This window comes from Paenibacillus sp. BK720, assembly GCF_011761545.1.
Classification (GTDB): Bacteria; Bacillota; Bacilli; order Paenibacillales; family Paenibacillaceae; genus Pristimantibacillus.
The window spans coordinates 216,612-239,547 of record NZ_JAASRQ010000005.1 but is presented as its reverse complement, the minus strand read 5'-3'; the positions used below and the strand labels follow the sequence as shown (position 1 = coordinate 239,547).

Here is a 22,936-nt window from a genome sequence, read left to right as displayed (position 1 = left end):
AGTCGCGGATTACCTTGCTCCAAATTCCAACATAACCGTTAACCCCGGTATATTCCATGAACCTGCATTAGAGGCGGAAATTTGCCGTCAGACATGAAATAGGAACCTGTCAGGGTCTTATCCTAGGTCTCCTCGGGGACTTTAACCTGCTCCATGCCGCCAAAAAAAAGCATTTAAGGTCCCCAAGGGGCCTTAAATGCTTCCCAATTAAAAGTTTCACTACATATCCGCGGAATTGCTGTTCGCGGCTTGTACCTCCGACTTGCGGTTGAGCATGATATTCCGGAAGTAAATAAAGACGCTGGGCAGCTGGCCCAGCAAAAAGACGGGATCCTTGCGGTATATCGCGTAAATGGACAACACCGCGCTGCCCAAAATGCTGTAAATCCAGAATGACTGCGGAACGACGGTTTTTTTCGCTTTTTCGCTCGCCAGCCATTGGGTGATAAACCGCATCGTGAACATGATCTGCCCGATAAAGCCAAAAATAATCCATCCCATGTTGCCGGCCGACACATTGCCTATAATCGCATGCCACCACATAATTAATGGCCTTTGATTTGATAGCGAATGACCCGTTTGCGGAGCCAGCCAATGACGATGGCATCCATAAGCCCCACGAAGGCTCTGTTAAATACGCCGTATTTGGATACGCCATGCTGTCTTTCCTGATGGGATACGGCCACCTCAATAACCTTAAAGCCGTTGATCTTCGCCAGAGTCGGGAGAAAACGATGCTGTCCCTCATACAAATAATAGCTGTCCGCCACCTCGCGCTTCATCAGCTTCATCGGGCAGCCGGTATCGTAGATTTGATCGCCCGTCAGCCAGTTGCGGACGCCGTTGCCGACGCGGGAGGATACCTTCTTCACGACCGTATCTCTGCGGCGCACGCGCTTGCCGTTCACGAAATCCATGTTCGGGATATAAGGCATCAGCTTGAAAATATCCCGCGGGTCCGTTTGCAGGTCCGCGTCAATCAACGCGACCAGCTCGCCGGTCGAGCCCTTCAGGCCGGCGTAGATGGCCGCAGTCTGACCGCAGTTTTTCTCGAAATGAATCACTCTCACGTTGGAATCCTGCTCGGCCAGCTCATCGAGCAGCATCGCGCTGCGATCCTTGCTGCCGTCGTTGACGAGGACGATTTCGTAGCTCTCTACTTTATCTTTAACCGCATTCGTGATCGCCTCGTGCAGCAGCTTAATGTTTTCTTCTTCGTTATAAATAGGCGCAACGACCGATAACTTAACCATTTCCATTCCCCCTGTACCATGTAACAAACTTGTGTATTCCCTCGGCAAAATCGGTCTGCGGGAGGTAACCGAACAGCCGATTGGCCTTGGATACGTCGGCATAGGTCTGCTCCACATCTCCCGGCTGGTTAGGCAGTGTACGAACGAGGGCTCTCTTGCCAAACTCCTGTTCCAAGCTAGCGATTAATTCCCGGAGCGTGATGGTTCGGTTCGTGCCCAGATTCACAACCTCATAGAGGTTTTCCATCCGTTCCACATACGACAAGGCGCCAAGTATACCCGCGATTATATCGCCGATATACGTGTAATCGCGCCTCGAGGAGCCATCGCCGTACATCGTCAGCTCTTCTCCCTTGTCCAGCATCCTCGCGAATTTGTGAATGGCAAGATCCGGCCGCTGCCGCTCTCCGTAAACCGTGAAAAAGCGCAGCATAATCGTATCGATATGATGCAGATGAAAGTACGTGTGCCCCAGCACTTCGCAGGCCTTCTTGGTCGCCGCATACGGCGATATGCTGAAGTCGACGACGTCCTCCTCGGAAAAAGGCACCTTCCTGTTATTCCCGTACACGGACGATGAAGAAGCGCAAAGCCATTTGCGCACGCCATGCTTACGCATCGCCTCCAGGATATGAAGAGTTCCCTTCACGTTCACATCCTCGTACAGAAGCGGATCCTCAATCGACGGCCGGACCCCGGCCATAGCCGCCAGGTGGATAACGGCGTCGATCCTCTCGCTGGCGAACAAGGCATCAAGCTCGTCCATGCGGCGGATATCCGCCGCAGCCAGCCGGTAATGATCCGATTCCACAACCGCCTGAAGCTTGGCCACATCGCCTTCCTTATCTCCCGAATAGAGAAAAGGAAACTCCGACCTTGTACTATTCAGGATATTCCTGATTTTGGTTTTATAGTCGTAAACGTCGTTGAAATTATCGATATTGACGACGCGGTGGCCTTGAGCCAGCAGCTGCTCGCAAAGATGGGAGCCGATAAAACCCGCTCCCCCGGTTACGCAATACGTCTTCATTGTGCCTCCCGCAATGGATACCCGTGCTCGCTTGCGCCCACCGGGTAGTATTTGAACCATTGAAGGACGGAATCGTCCCCCGCGAACATATTCCGCATATCAAAGAACGCATTTCCGCGCATGCCGCGGGCGATTTTCTCCCAATTGGCAGCACGGAATTGCTCCCACTCGGTCATCAGCACAATCGCGTCCGCCTGCTGCGAGCATTCCGCCTCGCTGTCGCAATATTGGATTCGGCTATTCAAATCGGTCCAATAAAGCTTCGCCTGCTTCATCCCTTGCGGGCAATAGACCTTAACGGAAGCTCCTTTGCCGAGCAGGCCCTGAATGATCTCATAACTTGGAGTATAGCGGATGTCATCCGTATCCGGCTTGAAGGTAAGCCCCCATACCGCAACGGTTCTTCCTTTCAACGTACCGTCAAAGGATAACGCCTCTTCGATCTTGCTCGCCATCTTCGCCTTCTGCTTCTCATTGGCTGCTATGGCCGCACGCACGACGTACAGCTCCTCGCCGTTCTTCCTGCCGACATCCACGATTGCCTGCGTATCTTTCGGGAAGCAGCTGCCTCCGTAACCGGGGCCTGCCTGCAGGAAATGCGGCGAAATTCTGTCGTCCAAGCCCATACCCTTCGCAATATCCTGGATTTTCGCGCCAACCTTTTCGGATAATAAGGCCAACTCGTTAATAAAAGAAATTTTGACCGCCAGGAAGGAGTTTGACGCGTATTTGATCATCTCGGAAGTTTCCCAGTTCGTGAATAGAAACGGGACATCCTGCTCAAGATGAGTAGCGTAAACCTTCTTCAGCATTTGCACCGCTTCGTCGCTCTCCGCTCCAATCACAACCCGGGATGGAGACAACGAATCGCTGACAGCCTTGCCTTGTCTCAGGAACTCCGGATTAGAGGCTACGTCAACCCGGTACGGGGTGCCTCTGAGCTTGCCGTCAAGATACATGGCAATGCTTCTGCTTGTTCCAACCGGCATCGTTGATTTGCTGACAATCACTTTATGACCGTTGATATGTTTGCCGATTTGCTGCACCGCATCCCAGACATGCGAAAGATCCGCGCTGCCGTCCTCTTTGGCGGGCGTTCCCACTGCGATAAACAGAACGTCGCTTGTCTGAACGACTTGCTGGGCGCTTGCCGTAAAGACGAGATTCCCGGCGCGAAGGCCGCTTTGGAGCAGCTCGTCAAGCCCTGGCTCGTAGATTGGAGAAAGGCCTTGGTTCAGACGCTCGATTTTCTGTTCGTCTACGTCCATGCAGGTAACCCGGAAACCGTAATTGGATAAAACAGCACCATGGACAAGCCCGACGTAACCCGTACCCATTACTCCTACGTTAACCATCGTTCCACCCCATTATTGTGGCATTTAAATAATTAGTTTACCAACTTAACTATAATCATAATAATGAGAAGTGTGATATATTTCAAGTATAAACAATTAACAACTTAGGGATTGGGAGTAGGTATGAACAAAGACAACCATCAGGAGACCATCCAACGTTTAAGGGAATCATTTACCCGTTTTGCGAAAGCCGAGTGGAGACAAAGATCGGTTAACGGCCTTAACAAGAGCGAGCTTCGCATTTTGTTCTGCATCATGATGAATACCGATGTCGATAATCCTAAAATCAGAGTATCCGAAATCAGCAGCAAGCTGCTTGTCACTACCCCAACCGTCACCCAGCTTCTTAAGAAACTGATAGCCGACGGGCTTGTTGAACGTACCGTAGACCCGGATGACAGACGTTCGGTGGGAATTGAGCTTACTCCTAAAGGAAAGCAGATTGCGAAGGAAGCGGACGAGCAATTGAATCAGCATCTTAGCGGCCTGGTCGAGCACCTGGGCGAGGAGCAAACGTTGATGCTCTCCGACTTATTAACGAAAGCATACAACTACTTTAACGAAAAAGATTGAAAAAGAGAGGGATATCCCTCTCTTAGTTACATATTATTAAGATTTTTCATAGAGTATGACTTTGATTTACATGGTGAAGCACTATTAGAGGAATTTTCAATGTTATTAACGCGATTTAGGATATATTCCAAATTCGCTCGACATGCGTGAGCGCAAGGCCGGTAAAGCTAAGCTTATAAATATCCGGCATGCTCAGCTGCTGCCAGAAGGCAAAGCCGTATTCCGGGTTAAAGGCCTTCATCGTTAATGCCATGAGGTTGCCGTGCGTCCCGATGGCGATCGTCTCTCCCTGGTAACGACGGAGTACGCCTTGCAGAGCCTGTACCCCTCTATGCTGAGCGACCAGATTGGATTCGCCTCCCGGCCAGGAGAAGTCCTCCTCTTCCCATACCTTCCGGATGGCATAATCAAATTCATCCTGCGGCCGGTCCGCCAATAACCGCTCCCGAAAGTCTTCCTCCGCTTGAATGGCAAGACCTTTCCGAGCGGCTAACGGCTCAACCGTTTGAAGCGCCCGTTTGTACGGGCTGGAGATAATGGCCGAAATCGGTACATCCGCCAGAAGATCGGCAACTTTTCTCGCCGCTTCCTCTCCATCAGGAGATAAAGGCCGGTACAATTCGTCGTCTGCCTTATAGACGGAGTGCGCATGCCGAACCATATAAATATGGGTAGTAGCAGCTTCAACCTGATTCCATCTGCTCTTCCAGTTTTTCTGAAGAAGGCGCTTCTCATAGATCGGCATAAGTGTCGGCGACTGCTTAAAATGCGGCGTAGGCCGGACAACGAGGTCCAGCAAATCCCTGATTCCGTGAGGTGCCGACAACACTACACCGTTCTGCTCGTCCAAGGACAGTCCCAAAGCGGTAACCGTCTCCGGAAACTTGGACATGGCATCAACGGCGGATGCGTACGGCTCGATATCGTTCACCAGATGCATTCTCGCTTCGTTTTTCACCGACCAAGGCACATCCGGCATGAGGTCTTTCAGCTTCTGCTCAAGCACTTTCTCTGCTGCTTCATCCGTTTGGGAAGGATCGTAATAAATCAGATCCACATCCGGCAATACGAACCGCTCCGTGTAACCATGCAGACAATCCCATACCTTCGACCGTACAAATCCGGCGCACACCCACCAGTCCGGCAGGTTCAAGGCCCCCGCCGCATGCAGCACCTTCATCATCCACTCGTCTTCGAGCACAAGCTCTATGATGTCCCGTTCATTCTCCAGCTGTCGCAAGCCAATCCCTCCTATCGAAAGCAAGTTCTCCCATAAGGATACAATAACGGGATAGCCATGCAACATATAAATCCAAACTGTCGTATAATGAAAACAAAAAAGCGAAGCCCGGGTTCGGGCTTCGCTTGTTAAATACGGAGGCTTCACCGCTTATGATTTTGCATAAAGGCGAAACTTTATTTCTGCAGGGACAGGCAGGTCCTCTCTTCCATCTGCGCAGCGGCCTACTCAAAATTGTACGCGTTCACCCTGACGGCTCGCAAATTCTGGTCAACATTATCGTGCCGGACGAAATCATTCCGCATCATTCCCTTATTACTCCGAACCCTTACTTCGGCACCGCTGTCGCAGTCGTGACAAGCGAAGTGGATATTCTTCCCGCCGCAGCCTGGTATGAAGAGCTTGAACAGCACCCGGAGCGGTATCGGTCGATCGCGCTGCAGCTTCAGGACAAGCTCCGCATGATGCAGCAGCGGATTGATCAGTTAACCGCGATTGCCCCGGCGGATAAGCTGCGGAAGCTTGAGGCGTGGTTCGACCATTACATCTCTCCGGAGAAGCTGACCGATGTCCTGACCCAGGACGAGATCGGACAGTTCATCGGTCTCCGCCGGGAGACGATTAACCGGCTGCTGCGTGCCCAGAAGGAAAGCTAATCCAGCTGATTATTTGGCAACCGCTTCTTTTTCCGTCTCGTCCAGACTGCCCTTTGGCCCAAAGAATTCGTAATGAATATCGGACGCAGGAACTCCCCATTCGAGAAGCTGGCGGTTGATATGAGCCATAAACGGCGTTGGTCCGCAGAAGTAGAACACGGCATCCTTGGACGGAATAATTTCCTGCAGCCAAGGTAGGTCCACGTAGCCTTCTTTGTGGTATGCTCCTGCATCCTGCTCGGTTGGCTGCGCATAGCACCAATAAGCTTTGGCTTGCGCTGCCTGAGCCGCCTTCTCCTCTACCTGCTGCTTAAGAGCATGGAACTGCCCGCTTTGCGCCGCATGAATGAAAGTAATCGGACGGTCGGACTTCGTATCCACAAGCGTATTCAGCATGCTGACCATCGGCGTCAAGCCAACTCCGCCGCTGATCAGTACCACTGGGCGCGAATCCTTCAGATCAAGCGTGAAATCTCCGGCCGGTGCCGATAGCCAGAGCAGCTCGCCTTCCTTCACCTGCTCATGCAGGTAAACCGAGACGACGCCGGCATCCTTGCCTGGCTGCGAATCCTCTCTTTTGACCGAGATCCGGTAATACGGCTTGCCAGGCGCATCCGACAGACTGTATTGGCGGATATGAATGTTCTTCTGATTGGGAATGTCCATCTTCACGCTCACGTATTGCCCCGGCTCAAACGATGCAATCGCTCCGCCGTCCTCCGGCACCAGGTAGAAGGAGGTAATGACATTACTCTCCTGAACTTTACGCTGGATGCGGAATGCCCGGTAACCCGCCCAGCCTCCTTGCTGCTCTTCAGCTTCCTTGTACATCTCCGCTTCGACGCTAATAAACACATTCGCGATAACGCCGTATGCTTCGGCCCATGCATTCAGAATTTCGTCGGTTGCGGCATCGCCGAGCACTTCTTTAATGGCCTGCAGCAGGTTTTGGCCGACAATCGGATATTGGTCTGCCGTAATGCCAAGGCTCCGATGTTTGTGCGCGATTTGCTTTACGGCAGGCAGGATGGTTTCAAGTTTATCGATGTAAAGGGCAGCGGCGTAAACGGCATTCGCAAGCGCGGTCTGCTGTTTGCCCTGTCTTTGGTTAGCATGGTTAAATACATTCATAAGCTCGGGATGACTCGTAAACAATAATTGATAGAACCTTTTCGTAATGGCCGTCCCGTGAACCTCAAGCACCGGTACAGTCGATTTAATAATGGCTATCGTGTTTTCATTCAGCATGAAGCTCTCCCCGCTTTCTTCAACTTGTTATGATCCGAGTATACGAAAGATGGCAGCCCGCCGATGTGATTCCAATCACACCAAATCAGAACGATATGTGAAATTCATCATTCAGGGATAAATCTGATGTCCGCCATTATCTAGTCCGACGATGTCCATCGGCGCGTCGACCTGCTTATCGTAGTAGGTGAACCAAAGTCTTATGCCTGTGTCGGTTGTAATGATTTTGGCTGATTTCTCGAGCGAGCCGTCCGGTTTCTTCGTAATCACCTTGGCGATATCCGGATTGGCAAGAACGCCATAGAAAAAGTGCATATGCAGGCCCTCTTTATTAATAGCGCTCCAGGAGAGGCCGGCTTCCGGCTTTAGATTGTTTGTTTCCTGTGAAAGCATTGTCCACTTTGCAGCAGCGTCATTTTTCACAAATCCCGTGTTAAGTCCCTCGCCATCGCGATAAAACACCTGGAATCCGTCCTTCACCACTTCCACGTGAACAATCTCGTCCGCCTTCACCTTTGCCTTGTCCATGCTGCGCTTGATGTCATCCAATAACGAAGAATCTCCCGCTTCCCCGCTGGAGCATCCGCTTAACAGCATGAATGATACGGCCAATAAAACAATAATTCCCCTCAACTTTTATGAAGCCTCCTTTATGGGCATTAAACCCAAAGCTGATTATCCTGCAGAAAATCCAGCGTAGACCGTGCTGCCAAGTCAAAACGCTGCATTACGCTGCACGAAATCCAACGTAGCTCTTGCAGGCTTAATGGTTGTTATCAAACCATCTCGTAACCGTAAGCTTTTTCGTAAACCCCAGATACTTATATTTAACCGTAACGCTTTGAACCGTTCCCTCCTCAGCGGAAAAACGAATTCCGTAGAGAATAGGCGTATGGGCTTTTTTGTTAATGGCCTTCGTTAACTCGTGACCAGAAAGAGCCGGGTAAATGGATGAATCGTGTATTCCCATAAACTCGATTTCCGGAACAGGTTCAGGCATGACCTGCACAAACTGCCCGGAATCATAAGTAATGCCTAGCTGCACGGGACCGGATGGGGAAGTTCCGTTAATCGTTACGCTAACGATATCGATTTTCCGGAGTCCCTTGTTCACCAGACCAACAACATACTCCGGAGGTTTTCCGTCAGGGGGCGTAAAGGTGGACAGCCCGTCGGTATTAAGCGGCTCCGTTTGCTGATACCATATACCAGCTGCGGCGGCAATCCCGATTACGATGATCAGACAGCCATACACGATTATGCTCGTTAATCGTTTAGCGGTTTTCAATTTAACCCTCCTAACCTTCCGGTTACGGCTTCGCGATAAACCCCGTTTTAATCCCTTTTACAAAACCGGCCTTTTCGTAAAAAGTAAGGGTGCCCTCCTGCTTGGAGCTCGTCAGCAGCATCACCTTGTAGCAATTTTGCTTCCAGGCGATAGCAAGCGCCTCGCGCAATACGTCGGTTCCGTAACCTTTTCTGCGGAAATCGGAATGGGTTACCACGTTTTCGATCAGTCCGTATGGCCTTGCCCCTCTTGTTAAATTCGGAATAATAATCAGCACGCAGGCTGCAGCAATCCGGCCTTCCGCTTCGACGACGAGATAGTGCATATTGCGATCCGCACGGATCTGATTCCACAATTCTTGAACATCCGCCGCCCGAAGCACCGGATCGTTCGGAATCAAATGACGGTATAAATCCAGAAGCTCCTGCAGTTCATGCTCCCGAATAGCTCTAACTTGGCTCATTGGTCCGCTCCCCGCTTTCGTCATCCACGCTTCATGGGCGATGGTACCCTCATTTTATAGGAAAAGTTTGTAAACTCAAGACTTATAAGGTTGGTGCGACAATGCTATAATGTTGGAAGGAAACGGCATAAAGGAGTTTTGTACAATGAGCACAAATGAGCTGCCTATTCTCCACTTCCCCGATCAGCCGGCTTTCGAGCGATGGCTCGCCGAGCAATACGATCAGTCGTCCGGCATTTGGCTGCAGATTTCGAAAAAAAATGCTTCCAGCCCCTCGGTTACTTACCATGAAGCGCTGGACGTTGCCTTATGCTACGGCTGGATCGACAGCCATAAAAGAAAGCATGACGAAGAAAGCTGGATTCAGCGATTTTCGCCAAGAGGTCCAAAAAGCATCTGGTCGCAGATTAATAAGGATAAAGCCGAAGCCCTTCTCGCTGCCGGCAAAATGCAGCCAAGCGGTCTTAAGGCCATCGAAATAGCCAAGCAGAACGGCTTATGGGACAAAGCTTACGAATCGCAGTCTAACGCTGCCATTCCGGAGGATTTCGCCCTTGAGCTGGCGCGCAACGAGAAGGCTCAGCAGTTTTTCGAGACGCTGGACAAGCAGAACAGGTATGCGATTCTGTTCCGCATTCACAATGCCAAAAAGCAAGAAACGCGGGTGAAGAAGATTCGGCAATTTATAGAGATGCTGGAGAAGGGCGAGAAAATTTATCCAAGCAAAAAGGACGGATCTTAATTATGCCAACTACGATTCAGACTATAATGGATGCCTTACGATCATCGGTTCCCCCGATACCCGACACGGTGGATGTTCTAATGGCCGGCCAGGCCGAGACCGAGGTAACCGGAATTGCCGTATCCTTCATGCCAACCCAGGAGGTAATTGAAAAGGCCGTCGCGGCGGGAGCTAATCTTCTTATCGCGCATGAGCCCCTTTCTTACAACCATCGGCATGATGAGAAGCTGACCGGAAACGATCCGGTTTTTGCGCAAAAGCTGAAGCTGATCGAAGAGAGCGGGATCGCGATTTTCCGGTACCATGATTACTGCCATAAGAAGCAGCCGGACATTATTATGACGGGCTTATTGTCCGCGTTGGAATGGGAATCAAGCTTGGCGGAAATGCTTCCTATCGCCGCCATTCTCGAGCTTCCGTCTATGACCGTTACGGAGGTTGCCACGCATGTGAAGCAAAAGCTTGGTATGCCGTTCCTGCGTATTACCGGTGATTCCTCGGCTCTTGTGAGCCGGGCAGGCATACTGGTCGGTTACCGGGGAGGCGCTTCAACCGCTATTCCGTTTATGCGCGAGCATAACCTCGATCTGCTCATCGTTGGGGAAGGTCCGGAATGGGAAACGCCGGAATATATCCGGGATGCCGCGCATCAAGGCCGGGCAAAAGCCTTGCTGACCCTAGGCCACGCGGAAAGCGAAGAGCCGGGCATGCGCGCGTTAAGCGAGGAGTTGAAGCTGCGGTATCCGGAAATTCGGGTGGAGTTTTTGCCGATCAAGCCGATCTTCCGGATCGTATAGCGGAGGATCTAGCTTAACGATGCACCGCATCGTTAAGAGAGCTGCTTTTGTGCGATATGGAGCGAATTCGGTTAGTTTCCGGCGGCTTAACGATTTGCCGCATCGTTAGGCACGACGAAAGCTGATTTTCCGATCTCTTAACGATGCGCCAGATCGTTAACGGATCGGAAAAAGTAAAAAGGCTGCCCGCGGGCAGCCTTTTTACTTTACGTTTATTATTTTACAAGCAGGACCGGACAGTGAGCATGCTGGGATACCCCATGGCTGACGCTGCCGAGCAAAATTTCCGAGACAAGTCCAACGCCGCGGCTGCCCATAACGATCAGGTCGCAGCTCCGCTCCTTCGCGGTCGTGCAAATCAGAGTGGATGGATCACCGTCGGCCCGAAGCAGCGTGTAATCTATTCCGGAGTCTCTCAGCTGCGCAGCGGCTGCGGAGAGCACTTCGTTCTCTTCCTTCTCCAGCATCTCCCCCACATCCACATAAACAAAAGCCTGACTCATCGCGACACGCCCCGTAACATGGATAACAGACAGCCGAATCGGCGCGTTTATCGCCTTCACCAGATTTATCGCGTGATCAAGAGCTTTGCTTGCCTGTTTCGAACCATCGACGGGAACAAGGATATGATTGTACATAAGAGATGCCTCCTTCAAAATGTGATCCCTAACTTCTTAATACCCACTTCCAAGCTTGTTCAAACATGGTTTCTATAATAAGCATACTCCTCAACAATATTAACGTCAACGTAAACGTCATGTTCAAAATTATCCTTTACAAGCGAACGTATATTCGTTATTCTAATTATGGTTATATTTGCCATGTCTGGAGGGATATAAACATTGAGCACGTATCAGATCGACAGAATTGAGCAAGAAGAGCTCAAGCTGGTTGGATATTCGATTAGGGAAAGCCTGAACAGCGTTCTGCAGTCCCGCATTGTTGGCGTATTGCGTGAACAATTGGCCGCACGCGGGAATGAGCTGCGGAACAGGAATAAAGAAGGCATTTATTTGATTCAGATCTATAACCAGGATGGCCAATGGACGCATGACACCCCCTACCAGCATGTAGTCGCTTTCGAGGTTAGTGCATTTGAGGATATACCTGACGGCATGACCTCCTACACTCTGCCTTCAGGATCATATATCAGGATCATTCATGAAGGGGCCGAGTCGGAGGTTGGCGATACGTATGATTACATCAATAGCACGTTTGGCGTTAGGCCCATCGATATCGAGTATTGGAATGACATCTACTCCCTGAACCGGCAGGATGCCAGAATCGACATCCTTATTCCGGCCAAGCCGTGAGTAAACATTTATCACGCCTCTATCGCTGCATATAATTAAAAAACCGGGATCAGACGCTTCGCGTCCAATCCCGGCTTTCTTCCTTGCTTATTGACCGGATTCCATTTTTGCTTTGTATGCATCCATTTGTTTTTGCAGCTCGGCAAGAACTTTATCGTAGCCGGCTGTTTTCAGCTTGCTGCGGAATTGATCGACCGCTTTCACAGGGTCGCCTGCTTTACCGTAAGCAATAGCCGGGCCCATCTCGCCGGTTACTTGCGTAATCGCTGTCAGCTCGGCTTCAACCGGCGTTTTGTCGAATACGAATTGGCCGTACGGATAAGGCTTTTTGATTTTGTCATACTCAGCGTAATACGTTTCTTCGAGCTGATCCCATGTCGTTACGCTTGGAATCTCGAATTTGTCGACACGGCCGCCCCAGAAGTCGGAGTAGAAGCCGTCTTTTGTTTCGTCGTAGCCGGCTGGTTGTTGACGTTTGCCGTCTTTGACTTCGTATTGCACGCCTTCAATACCGTAGTTGAGCAGGTGGTAAATTTGCTCGTCGTTGCGGATCAGGTCGTATGCCATCAGAGCGCGCTCAGGGTTTTTGCTGTGTGCGCCGACGGAAGTACCGCCGTGCGTGATGGACAGCTCAAGCAGGTTGTTGCCGCCTTGGCGGGCAAACGGGAACATTTGCAGATCGGAGCCCGGTTGGTCTTTATCCATTTGAACGCGGAGACCGCCGAACGTTTGCGTATGATGCTGGTCCATACCTGTCAGGCCCGCACGCAGCGAAGCACGCGTATCGTTTTTGTTGTTCAGCACGTCTTCGCGCCAGAACCCTTTGTCTGCCCATTCTTTCATCATCGTTGCGTATTTCACCATCGTATCTTCGAAGACAGGGCTATTGATTGTGTACTTCTCATCATAGGATTTCGCTGTGAATACCGGCAGGTAACCTGTCGAGATCGGCAGTTCGAGGTTATCCGTGTAGGAAGTATCGAAGCCGCCGAATGTGCTCGTTCCGGAAACCGCGTCCCAAGGAATGACGTCTGGCTTGTTGTCCTTGATGTATTGCAGGTATTTGCCGATGCCTTCCCAGTCTTTGATTGGTTCCGTAATGCCTGCTTCTTTTGCCCAGTCGCCGCGGTAGAAGAAGCCATGGTTAACCCATTGCGTATATTGATCTTCAGGAATGAGGACGATTTTGCCGTTGTATTTGGATTCTGCCCAATCTTCTTGCGGAATCGAATTAAAGGTTTGAGGCGCATATTTAGGAAGCAGATCATCCAGGTTCATGAAGGCGCCGCGTTGAGCGTTGCCCCATGTATCGAGCCAGTCGGTACCGATCGTGATCAGATCGATTGGTTCGCCGGATGCAAGGGCAAGGTTGTATTTCGTTTGCCAGTCCGTCCATTCAATCCATTTCCATTCCAGCTCGGCGTTGATTTTTTCCTTCATGATTTTGTTCACTTCACCAAGCACCTTCTCGAACTGACCGTTCGTAGGTTTGTTACCCAGCACGAGATAAGTGATTTTCACGAATTTGGAAGTATCCACCGCGGTATCGCCGCCCGTATTCGTCGATGCGTTGGTGTTTGTGCTTGCGCTGTTGCTTGGTTTGTTGGAGTCTGCTGGTTTGTTGTCTTTGTTGTTATTACCGGAGCAGGCTGCCAAGCTGGAAGCCATCAAGATAGACAGCAGGATTGCGGAACTTTTCTTAAACATGCACGTCTCCCCTTTGTTTTTCATTTATCGGGCTTTGCCCGTTATGTGAAGAGGCCCTGTGGCCTTCGGCACATCAACCTTTAACTGCGCCTACCGTAATCCCTTTAATGAAGTAGCGTTGCACGAAAGGATAGAACATGATTACAGGTCCGGTTGCAACAACGGCCGTTGCCATTTTCATGGACTCGAGCGGCACATCCCGAAGCGAGACGTTGGAAGCTGCTGCGGAGTTCCGGACAAAGTCGGCGCTGGTAACAACGTTATACAGGAAGAGCTGAAGCGGACGATACTCCATATTCGGCGACAGGAACAGCATCGAGTTGTACCATTCATTCCAGTAACCAAGCGCGATGAACAAACCGATTGTCGCAAGAGCCGGTGTCGTCATCGGCAAGATCAGCCGCAGGAAAATCGTAAAGTCCCCTGCTCCGTCGATTTTGGCCGATTCCGTAATGGCATGCGGGATGGAGCGAACAAAGCTTTTCATCATGATGATCAGGAACGGACTCAGAAGCCCTGGCAGCAAGACGGCCAAATAATTGTCCTTCAAGCTCAAATATTGAGTCACAAGCAGGTAGAAAGGAACAAGACCGCCGGAGAACAAGGTTGTAAAGTAGATAAAGAACGAGATCCCGTTCCGGTAACCAAAGTCCGGACGCTGCAGCGCATAACCGGTCATCGCTACAAGGAACAAGCCGATTGCCGTACCCACTAAGGTAAGCAGAATCGTTACAATATAGGAACCTACGATGATATCGGGATTTTCGAATACGATCTTGTAAGCAAAGGTACTGAATTCCTTCGGCCAGAAGTTAAAGCCAAATTTCTTGATAGCCGACTCCGTGGTAAACGATGTACCCAAGATAAGGAGGAATGGCAGCAAGCAGCAAAGCGCAAAGATGGAAATCACGACGTAACCAAACGTTCTGACAATGACTTCGCTCGCATCTGTCCGAATGCTTCTGGATTCTACGATATTCTCTTCCATGTCAGCACCCCCTAGAATAACGAGTTTTCTGGCGACGTCTTTTTAACAAGCCAGTTGGCCGTTATAACGATCACGAAGCCGAATACCGATTGATATAAGCTAACCGCACTACCGATAGAGAAGTTGAAGTTCGTCATAAGCGAACGGAATACGTAAGTTTCGATAATATCCGTCGACGAGTACAATGCCGTATTGTTTGCCCCAACCAAGTTGTAGAACAATCCGAAATTGCCTTTCATGATGCCGCCAAGCGAGAACAGCAGCAAGATAATGAATGTCGGCTTAAGCCAAGGAATAACGATGTAGATAATCCGTTGGAAAGCGTTTGCACCATCGATTTCAGAAGCCTCAATAATCTCATTATCAAGACCCATGATAGCCGCGAAGTAGACGATAGAGCCGTAACCAGTAGACTGCCATAAGTAGGTTAAGACGATAATGAACGGCCATACATGAGAATTGGAGTAGACTTTAACCGGATCCATGCCAAGAGATGCAAGTACATGGTTCAGCAAGCCGTAATCGTAACTGAGAATGTTGTAAGCGATCAGACCGATCAGAACCGCCGAGATAAAATGCGGAAGGAACAGTAAGGTTTGAGCTACTTTCTTAAACCATTTGCGGCGCAGCTCGTTAAGCAGGATCGCTACGAATATTTGCAGCAAATTCCCCAGCAAGATAAAAGCGAGGTTATAAGCTACGGTGTTAAAGGTCAGCCGCCACAGGTCGCCATTCATAACGAGGAAGCGGAAGTTGTCGAAGGCGACAAACGGGCTTTTAAAAATGCCGTCCGCGTAATTGTACTGAATGAACGCCAAGTACACGCCTGGCATCGGCAGATAAGCAAATATAATGAAAAATGCAATTGCCGGCAAACACATCAGAAGCAAAGTTTTATTGTTCCAGAATCGTCTCAGCCTGCCTGAGCTTTCCGTACGCGGCTTGCTCTGGATGGCTGGTTGTATAACCTTTTCCATGTGAAGACCTCCTTACCCATTACTAATTGATTTAGCCCTTCGTCTTCCGGCTAGACCTGTTGAAGCCTAATGGCATCCAGCCTGCAAGGAGCTGCTTGATCAACGGCTTCCAAGAGGATGGCAAGCTCGCCTTCCTTCTTGTTAAACCAAACGCCCGGCAAGTAAACCGACTGCTGGCTGCCACCGGTAATAACCGGCCGGCTTTCATCCCCAGGTGTCCAAATCCGTCCAACTATTCGTCCCTCGACGAACACGGTCAGCTTAAGCCCTGATCCGGAAACCGCGGCACGCCAGCCCTTTCCGTTATCTGAATTCGGTATGGTGCTGTACAGCCATGCCGTCTGACCCGGCTCCAGCTGCACGGGAAGCTCAACATCCTGGGACTGCGAACGTGCCGCATTCGCATGGGCAGCAAGCTCAGGCTCTTCCGCACCGCTGATCAACCAATCCGTCGCCTTGATTCCCTCATACATAACCGCTCTTCTTCCCGCAGGAAGACCAATGACTCTCTCCAGGAAGATGGCAAGCTCTGCTGGCTGCCCGGCTGTGAGCAGACCGGATAAGTCGACATAAGGATCGAACGGTCCAACGTCTCCAGCCCACTTCCCATCAACAAACACCTTCGCCGTCGATTGCATGCCTTCAAAGTGAAGGATCCAGCTGTCTGCCCGTTCCCCGGGAATAAAGCTTTTCCGGTAATATTCAAAGGCGGGATGATCCGGCGACAGCCAGCCGCCCAGGTTCACAACCGGCCATAGCTTCCGGTCGGCTTCCGCCGTAAGCTCCGGTCGAATCGTTCGGTCCGCGGCGCGGTACACGCTCCAATTACGGCTTAGTTCATGCTGCCTGGTTACAAGCGTCATGCCCGTAAGACCTTTTAAAGCGTTAAGCTTTAAGCCCGGCAGTCTGGCATCATCGAAGTTGGAATGTCCCCAGATTTCGGTACGGGCAACCAGCTTGCCTTGCGTCAGCCCTTCCTTTAACGGAAGATAGCTGCTGCTGCCGCCCGGAACCGCAGTTCCCACGTAATGACCGTCCGCATAAAGCGAGATCACGTCGCTGCCGTTTCGAATCAGCACGCCCTCTGCGACCTCCGCCCGCTCAGCCGGAACAGCTGCTTCATACCAGCCATAGCCTCGGTATATTTCGTTTTGCTCCAGATACACGGCTTCAGCTTTCGATTGCTTAGACTCCGGCGAAACCATCGGCTCCGCTCCATTCAAGGAGCTAAGCTGCCAATTGGCGACCTCCGTTTGCTCTTTATCCGCAGGCTGAATGTCTGATGAACAGGTGTGCAATAATCCTTCTTCATCCATTTCATCCATATAAAGCGCTTTTACTTTATCGTGGATCGCAATTGTCAAAATGTCTCCGCTGCGGGTATTGATCCGGCATACAGCATCCGATGTTCCATCAAACTTGATGTTTAACTGACCGTCCTGCATGTCTGTCGCGCAGTTCTCGGATTCAACGGCAGCTATCTCCTCGCTGCTGAGCCGAATTTCACCGGCGCTTTCCGTATGGAATGCAAGCACCCTGCGGTTTGCCGTCTGGTTCGCGTAATAAAGCTCCGCTGTTGATTGCTCCAATACCCCTTCCAATCCCCAGCCCGCTAACGGGACCTGATACGGAAGAGCAAGCGAACGGCCTCCCCGCAAGATAAACGAATCGGAACCGGCAATCGTTAGCTCTTTATCCTCGTCGTCCAGATTCGTCAGGAACAACAGCTGGCCGCCATCCTTCAGCTCGAGCACATACGGGCCGGCAATATTAGTCCATTGACCGTTCTTGATGAATTCCTCGTCTGCGGCCCCGGCTGCTTTCGCCTCAGCCAGCCTGCTTCCGTAAGCTTCGATAATTCTGCCAAGCAGCCTGCCTTCGTAAGCTTCCTCCCGGATATGCCCTTCCGGCGAGATCATTCCGCCAAAATCGTAATCCGATGTCATAAACGCAAGCGGCTTACCCCAATTGTTTGTGGCGTTCGTAAAACCAAAGTCCGTACCCGATACCTGAAGGTAAGGTCCCAGAAGCTTGGCCCCGCAGCCGAGCAATCGGCGAAGCAGGTAATGCGCGCGGTTGGTCTCGGTAACGAGGAGCGGATAACCAAGCTCCTCCATAAGCCCGCCGTAATGAAGCACCTTCTGCTCGAACTCGGGATCCCGGTTATCCGGATAGAAGTTGCAGGTTGGGGCTACTCCCTCTGCAATACCCGCGGCTTGCAGCAATCCGCCTTGACCGGCGCAAGCGAACAGCGGAACCGAAATGCCGTGCGCCAGTACCAAATCTCTTAATGCGCCGATATACCCTTTCGGATCCTTGCAATCATAGAAGTCCAGCTCGTTATCCAGCTGCACCGCGATAACCGTCCCGCCTTCGTCAGCCTGGAAAGCTTTCAGAAGAGGGATAATCCGGTCGAACCAGGCAGCCACCCGGGACAGGAATACCGGATCATTCTGCCGAATCTCGACGCCTTGCGCCAGCAGGTACGCCGGAAGCGCGCCGCCGTCCCATTCGGAGCAAATGTAAGGTCCCGGTCTTGCGATCACCCATAATCCCGCATCTCTTGCCGCTTCGAGGAAGGCTTCGACATCACGCTCGCCGCTGAAGTCCCATTCGCCTTCCTTCCGTTCGTGGTAGTTCCACGGGAAGTAAACATCGATGCTGTTATAGCCGTAAGCTTTCAGCTGCTCCATCCGTTCCTTCCACAGCAGCCTCGGAATACGGAAGTAAAAGAGCGAGGCGCTTAAGAGCAGCTTGGGTTCTCCGTGTATATGTACTGCATCAGCCTCGAACTGAACTGCCGATATCGCCTGTGTATCCAAACCCATTCTGGACGACCCCCGATCGATAACATGTATCCCGTTTCATGAAACCCGTTTCATTTTTTGGTAAAAATAAAACACACATTCGATCCGAAACAACATGAACTGTCATATTTACGGTATTCTTACGTGCATTTCAGGTGGATAATATGATGATAGCCGATTACATTGAAACGGGTTTCATTTTTGTTCGAACCGTGTATTGCTTTGACACCTTGATTCTAAATCAGACATGAAAGCGTTGTCAAGAAAGTTTTTTGAAATATTTATCTAAATATTCCATTTGGCCCATTTACCCTTGAGCCTTTTGGCGGAGCCGTTGATTCGCGAATGACGAGCTCCGGTCTCAGCTTCGCTTTCCTGCTTACCTTGCTTTTGGTAATCATCTTATGGAGCTGCTCGGCCGCGTATTTCCCGATGTCATAGCATTTCAGGGACACCGTCGTCAGCTCCGGAATACTGTTGGACGCGTACGGAACATCGTCAAAGCCGACCAGCGACAAATCCTCCGGCACCCGCAGACCGGCATTATAAGCAGCTTTAAGAGCACCAATGGCCACCAGATCATTCGCGCAAAACACTGCCGTGGGCCTCTCCGGCAGGCTAAGCAAATAATTCATGAACAGCTTGCCCTTCTCTACCGTAAAGCCGCCGTCCAGCAGCCATTCTTTCCGGACCGTAAGCCCGTTTTTCTGCATCGTCTTCACAAAGCCCTGAACGCGCTGAAGCGTATTCGCCATGCTCTGATAGCCGCCGGCGAACGCGATATCCCGATGACCGAGATCGATCAGATGCTGCGTGGCAAGCTCGGCTCCCTCCCGCTCGTCCACGCAGACGGAATGAATGTTTTGCCCGGGCAAATGGCCGTTAATCAGCAAAGTCGGGACGCGCTTGCTGATATCAACCACTTCGGTGACCATAGCTTCGCTGGGCTTAGCCAGGTTGATCCGGCCGCCAATCATTACGATGCCGTCTACCTGCTTCTCCATCAGCAGGCTGAGATACTGCGATTCTCGCTCGTATTGCTCCTTCGAATCCCCGTTTGTCGAAACGGTATCGCATAGAAAGAACGTGTAGCCTTTGATTCTCGCCTCTTGCTCAAACCCGGCCAGAACGGTCGGAAAGAACGGATTGGTGATGTCCGGCAAAATAATGCCGATCATGCCCGTCTCCTTCTTGGACAGGCTTCGGGCTAATGCATTAGGCTGAAACTGGTACTTGTTCATCAATTCTACGATGCGATCTCTCGTTGACTTTTTTACGGGGGCCGTGTTGTTCAAAACCCGCGATACCGTTGCAACCGATACATTCGCTTCCTTCGCAATATCATACACTGTAACCGGTTTCAAAAGTTCTCACTCCCCAATCCATTAGCTGATCACCAGTAGAATAGCAGATTTTTTCGAAAATAAAAACAATCTCTTGCAAAAAAACCTACCCGTCGCTCTTGCGAATGCCGGATAGGCTTCGTGCCTTAAAGCTCTTATTTTCCGTCAACTTTTTTCCACCAACGGTCGAATACGGTCACCGGCTGCTCCCGTTTATGAATCGTCCGGATATACCAGTTCTCGATCTTTTGCCGCTCATTCTCGCCAATTTCCTTGCCTTCCAGGTAGTTGTCGATATCGTCGTAAGTTACGCCTAGAGCCACTTCGTCGGCAAGCTGCGGCTTATTCTCTTCAAGGTCCGCGGTCGGGGTCTTCAGGTACAGATGCTCCGGGCAGTTAAGCTCCTTCAAGATCTGTCTGCCCTGCCGTTTGTTCAGCCGGTATAACGGAGTCAGATCCGCCGCGCCGTCGCCGAATTTCGTGTAAAAGCCCGTAATCGCCTCGGCCGCATGATCCGTTCCGACAACGAGCCCGTTCTCCTCCGCCGCAATCTCGAACTGGGCAATCATCCGCTCTCTCGCCTTCCGGTTGCCCTTCGTGAAATCGCTCAGCTTCTTCCCTGTCCGGGCTTCGTATTCCGCCGCTCCGGCGTCAACGGCCGCCTTAATATTAATCGTGATAAAGCCTTCGGCCCCGATAAAAGCGATCGCATCCTGCGCATCCTGCTCATCCTTCTGGTTGCCGTAAGGCAGCCGGACAGGGATAAAGCGGTAGGTCTTTACTCCCTCTTCGTCGTTTAATTCATTCATCGCCATTTGGCAAAGCTTGCCGGCAAGCGTCGAATCCTGTCCGCCCGAAATGCCGAGAACAAGAGCCGTTTTTCTCGCGAACGTTACGTAATCCTTAATAAAATCGATTGTTCTCCGGATTTCCTCCTGTGGATCAATTTGCGGTTTTACGCCCAATTTCTCAATAATCTGCTGCTGCAAGGTCATCGCCATGCGCCTCCTTTAATCGTTAAATACGGTACAAGCCGTTTTTCTTGATATAGTCATAACACGAATCCGGCAGCAAATATCTCGGCTCCCCGCCCCGGCCGAATTCATCCCGGATATAGGTCGAGCTGATCTCCATGGCAAGCCCTTTGCTCATCAGCTGGAACCGTCCGTCGTCATGATTGCGAAGCAGCGGCGAACGGGAGATCGCTTCCGTCATATCAATGCCATTACGTGCCATTATGATAAACTTATTTTCCTCAATCAATTCCTTCTCATGCGACCATTTGCCGTCCGCGATATCGACCAGAAGATCGGCGCCCATAATAAAATACAATTCATCCTCCGGATATTGCTCGCGGAAATGCCTCATCGTGTGGAACGTATATTGCATGCCCGCCAGAACCGTAAGCTCGTAGGGATCATAAACAAACTTCGGATTATCCTGAATCGCAAGCTTAATCATATTAACCCGGTGCTCGTCGCTGGTGTTCGTTTTCTTGTCATGGCGCATGCTGGAGGAGGGCAGAAAAATCACTAAATCCAAGCTTTTGCGGTGCGCCACCGTCGAAGCCGTCCATAAATGCACATTCGTAATCGGGTCGAAAGAAGAGCCGTAAATGCCGATTTTCCGAGGGCTTGCCGTCATGTCTCTTTGGTCACTCCTTCCGCTTTCTCCTTCATCGCATGGATGAGATTCATCTTGTTGTCCCAGCAGCGCTGGCTGAGATCCACCGGATAATCCTCCGGATTCTGATTCCGCTTGTATTCGTCCCAGAGCAGCTCCAAATTATCCTTCGCAAAAGCCTGAATCTCATAAAGCCCGGGCATCTCGTATACCAGCTTACCGTCCGCGAAAATATCCGCATGAAGCTCTCTCGCTTCGTAATCCGTTACGAATTTGCTGATGTAAGTGTAGACCGGATGGAACATCTTGAGGCGCCCTTCCTCCTGCGGCTTCTCCTCTTCCAGCGCGATATAATCGCCCTCCGAGCGGTGATTCACCAGATTAATGATCCGGTACAGCTTCTTCCTCCCCGGAGTGGTCACTTTCTCGGGATTGCCCGAAATTTTGATCGTGTCGACCATTTTTCCATGATCATCTTCGATCGCCACAATTTTATAGACTGCGCCTAAAGCCGGTTGATCATACGCCGTAATGAGCTTTGTTCCGATTCCCCATGCATCGATAACCGCGCCTTGCGACTTCAAATTCAGAACCGTATATTCATCGAGATCATTCGAGGCATAAATACGGGTTTCTTCAAAACCGGCTTTGTTCAGCAGCTTGCGGACTTCCTTCGACAGATAAGCGAGATCGCCCGAATCAAGCCGGACTCCTTCGAACAGATCCTTGATGCCAAGCTCCTTCACGACTCGGATCGCGTTATGAATGCCCGATTTGAGCGTATCGTACGTATCGATAAGGAAGACGCATTTGCGGTTCATCTGCTTCTGCCGCTTCGCATAGCGGAGGAACGCTTCGTATTCGTCCAGCATCGCCTGCACCATCGCATGGGCATGCGTGCCCGATACCTTTGCGCCAAACCGTTTGCCGCAGCGCACGTTCGAGGTCGCATCGCAGCCGCCGATGATGGCAGCCCGCGAACCCCATAGAGCGGCGTCCATCTCATGAGCGCGGCGCGTGCCGAATTCGAGAAGCGGCGCATCTCCAACGGCATTGCGGATTCTCGAAGCCTTTGTCGCGATCAGCGTCTGGTAATTGACGATATTAAGCAGCGCCGTCTCGATAAACTGGGCTTCGGCCAGCGTACCCTCCACCCGGAGGATCGCTTCGTTGCCGAAGACCAGCTCTCCTTCGCGCATGGCGGTCATTTTGCCGGTGAAGCGAAGCTGCTTCAGGTAAGCGAGGAAATCCTCTTCATAACCAAGCTCGTCATGCAAATACGCCAGGTCCGAATCGGTAAATCCGAAGCTTTGCACATACTCGATAATCCGTTCCAGACCCGCAAAGATCGCGTAGCCGTTCCCGAAAGGCAGCTTGCGGAAATAAAGCTCGAATACCGCCTTCCGCTCGCTCATCCCTTCCGCCCAATAAGTCTCCACCATATTCACCTGGTATAAGTCCGTGTGCAGCGCAAGGCTGTCGTCCTCGTATTTCTTGATTTGCTGTGCGTTGTTCATATCCCATTACCTCCGT

The 22,936-nt window shown here is 51.1% G+C and carries 23 protein-coding genes; 5 read left to right on the top strand and 18 right to left on the bottom strand.

What is annotated here, in order from left to right:
* Positions 1–219: 219 nt before the first annotated feature.
* Genes FHT67_RS20015 through FHT67_RS20000 form a run of 4 tightly spaced genes read right to left on the bottom strand, consistent with a single transcriptional unit; the run spans position 220 to position 3,638 of the window.
* Positions 220–543: a lipid-A-disaccharide synthase N-terminal domain-containing protein gene (locus FHT67_RS20015; RefSeq protein ID WP_132311789.1), complete on the bottom strand. Its 324-nt coding sequence runs from the start codon at positions 541–543 to the stop codon at positions 220–222.
* 2 nt (positions 544–545) lie between these two features.
* Complete coding sequence (locus FHT67_RS20010; protein WP_167200984.1) at positions 546–1,253, bottom strand: glycosyltransferase family 2 protein; 708 nt, start codon at positions 1,251–1,253, stop codon at positions 546–548.
* The gene (locus tag FHT67_RS20005; RefSeq protein WP_167200983.1) at positions 1,246–2,283 is read right to left on the bottom strand and encodes a GDP-mannose 4,6-dehydratase; all 1,038 of its coding nucleotides are present in this window, start codon (positions 2,281–2,283) and stop codon (positions 1,246–1,248) included. The genes FHT67_RS20010 and FHT67_RS20005 overlap by 8 nt, the downstream gene beginning before the upstream one ends.
* Positions 2,280–3,638 (bottom strand): UDP-glucose dehydrogenase family protein, encoded by a 1,359-nt coding sequence (locus tag FHT67_RS20000; RefSeq protein ID WP_167200981.1) that lies wholly within the window; start codon positions 3,636–3,638, stop codon positions 2,280–2,282. The genes FHT67_RS20005 and FHT67_RS20000 overlap by 4 nt, the downstream gene beginning before the upstream one ends.
* Before the next feature lie 123 nt (positions 3,639–3,761).
* Here FHT67_RS20000 and FHT67_RS19995 point away from each other — a divergent pair, with 123 nt between their 5' ends.
* Positions 3,762–4,211 (top strand): MarR family winged helix-turn-helix transcriptional regulator, encoded by a 450-nt coding sequence (locus FHT67_RS19995; RefSeq protein WP_132311781.1) that lies wholly within the window; start codon positions 3,762–3,764, stop codon positions 4,209–4,211.
* Between the two features lie 115 nt (positions 4,212–4,326).
* On the opposite strand, the gene FHT67_RS30395 is transcribed toward FHT67_RS19995, so the two are convergent.
* A complete protein-coding gene (locus FHT67_RS30395; RefSeq protein ID WP_347880109.1) occupies positions 4,327–5,451 on the bottom strand; it encodes a nucleotidyltransferase family protein in 1,125 nt (374 codons plus the stop codon).
* Positions 5,452–5,603: 152 nt separating this feature from the next.
* On the opposite strand from FHT67_RS30395, the gene FHT67_RS19985 reads away from it, so the two are divergent.
* The gene (locus FHT67_RS19985; RefSeq protein ID WP_167200977.1) at positions 5,604–6,107 is read left to right on the top strand and encodes a Crp/Fnr family transcriptional regulator; all 504 of its coding nucleotides are present in this window, start codon (positions 5,604–5,606) and stop codon (positions 6,105–6,107) included.
* Positions 6,108–6,116: 9 nt separating this feature from the next.
* On the opposite strand, the gene hmpA is transcribed toward FHT67_RS19985, so the two are convergent.
* The 4 genes from hmpA to FHT67_RS19965 form a co-directional block, all read right to left on the bottom strand.
* Positions 6,117–7,355 carry an NO-inducible flavohemoprotein gene (gene hmpA, locus FHT67_RS19980; protein WP_167200975.1) on the bottom strand — a complete coding sequence of 413 codons (1,239 nt, stop codon included), beginning with the start codon at positions 7,353–7,355 and terminating at the stop codon, positions 6,117–6,119.
* 111 nt (positions 7,356–7,466) lie between these two features.
* Positions 7,467–7,988: a hypothetical protein gene (locus FHT67_RS19975; protein WP_167200973.1), complete on the bottom strand. Its 522-nt coding sequence runs from the start codon at positions 7,986–7,988 to the stop codon at positions 7,467–7,469.
* Between the two features lie 130 nt (positions 7,989–8,118).
* On the bottom strand, positions 8,119–8,643 hold the full coding sequence (locus tag FHT67_RS19970) for a hypothetical protein (RefSeq protein ID WP_167200971.1): 525 nt from the start codon (positions 8,641–8,643) through the stop codon (positions 8,119–8,121).
* A gap of 22 nt (positions 8,644–8,665) precedes the next feature.
* Complete coding sequence (locus FHT67_RS19965; protein ID WP_132311771.1) at positions 8,666–9,106, bottom strand: GNAT family N-acetyltransferase; 441 nt, start codon at positions 9,104–9,106, stop codon at positions 8,666–8,668.
* 145 nt (positions 9,107–9,251) lie between these two features.
* Here FHT67_RS19965 and FHT67_RS19960 point away from each other — a divergent pair, with 145 nt between their 5' ends.
* Positions 9,252–9,848: a YdeI/OmpD-associated family protein gene (locus tag FHT67_RS19960; protein WP_167200969.1), complete on the top strand. Its 597-nt coding sequence runs from the start codon at positions 9,252–9,254 to the stop codon at positions 9,846–9,848.
* Between the two features lie 2 nt (positions 9,849–9,850).
* Positions 9,851–10,645 carry a Nif3-like dinuclear metal center hexameric protein gene (locus FHT67_RS19955; protein ID WP_167200966.1) on the top strand — a complete coding sequence of 265 codons (795 nt, stop codon included), beginning with the start codon at positions 9,851–9,853 and terminating at the stop codon, positions 10,643–10,645.
* Between the two features lie 215 nt (positions 10,646–10,860).
* Here FHT67_RS19955 and FHT67_RS19950 read toward each other — a convergent pair whose 3' ends face one another.
* Positions 10,861–11,283: a universal stress protein gene (locus tag FHT67_RS19950; RefSeq protein WP_132311765.1), complete on the bottom strand. Its 423-nt coding sequence runs from the start codon at positions 11,281–11,283 to the stop codon at positions 10,861–10,863.
* Between the two features lie 204 nt (positions 11,284–11,487).
* Here FHT67_RS19950 and FHT67_RS19945 point away from each other — a divergent pair, with 204 nt between their 5' ends.
* Positions 11,488–11,958, top strand: a complete 471-nt coding sequence (locus FHT67_RS19945) for a GyrI-like domain-containing protein (protein WP_167200964.1) — start codon at positions 11,488–11,490, stop codon at positions 11,956–11,958.
* A gap of 87 nt (positions 11,959–12,045) precedes the next feature.
* On the opposite strand, the gene FHT67_RS19940 is transcribed toward FHT67_RS19945, so the two are convergent.
* The 8 genes from FHT67_RS19940 to FHT67_RS19905 form a co-directional block, all read right to left on the bottom strand.
* On the bottom strand, positions 12,046–13,665 hold the full coding sequence (locus FHT67_RS19940; protein WP_132311761.1) for a DUF3502 domain-containing protein: 1,620 nt from the start codon (positions 13,663–13,665) through the stop codon (positions 12,046–12,048).
* Positions 13,666–13,738: 73 nt separating this feature from the next.
* Positions 13,739–14,653, bottom strand: coding sequence for a carbohydrate ABC transporter permease (locus FHT67_RS19935; protein WP_132311759.1), 915 nt, complete (start codon positions 14,651–14,653; stop codon positions 13,739–13,741).
* Between the two features lie 11 nt (positions 14,654–14,664).
* Positions 14,665–15,630, bottom strand: a complete 966-nt coding sequence (locus tag FHT67_RS19930) for an ABC transporter permease (RefSeq protein ID WP_132311757.1) — start codon at positions 15,628–15,630, stop codon at positions 14,665–14,667.
* 50 nt (positions 15,631–15,680) lie between these two features.
* Positions 15,681–18,458 (bottom strand): beta-galactosidase, encoded by a 2,778-nt coding sequence (locus FHT67_RS19925; RefSeq protein ID WP_167200962.1) that lies wholly within the window; start codon positions 18,456–18,458, stop codon positions 15,681–15,683.
* 260 nt (positions 18,459–18,718) lie between these two features.
* Positions 18,719–19,801 (bottom strand): LacI family DNA-binding transcriptional regulator, encoded by a 1,083-nt coding sequence (locus tag FHT67_RS19920; RefSeq protein ID WP_132311753.1) that lies wholly within the window; start codon positions 19,799–19,801, stop codon positions 18,719–18,721.
* A 134-nt stretch (positions 19,802–19,935) separates the two neighbouring features.
* Positions 19,936–20,775: an ammonia-dependent NAD(+) synthetase gene (gene nadE, locus FHT67_RS19915; protein WP_132311751.1), complete on the bottom strand. Its 840-nt coding sequence runs from the start codon at positions 20,773–20,775 to the stop codon at positions 19,936–19,938.
* 22 nt (positions 20,776–20,797) lie between these two features.
* Positions 20,798–21,424 carry a nicotinate-nucleotide adenylyltransferase gene (gene nadD / locus FHT67_RS19910; protein WP_132311749.1) on the bottom strand — a complete coding sequence of 209 codons (627 nt, stop codon included), beginning with the start codon at positions 21,422–21,424 and terminating at the stop codon, positions 20,798–20,800.
* A complete protein-coding gene (locus tag FHT67_RS19905) occupies positions 21,421–22,920 on the bottom strand; it encodes a nicotinate phosphoribosyltransferase (RefSeq protein WP_167200960.1) in 1,500 nt (499 codons plus the stop codon). Before FHT67_RS19905 ends, nadD begins: the two co-directional genes overlap by 4 nt.
* Positions 22,921–22,936: the final 16 nt, after the last annotated feature.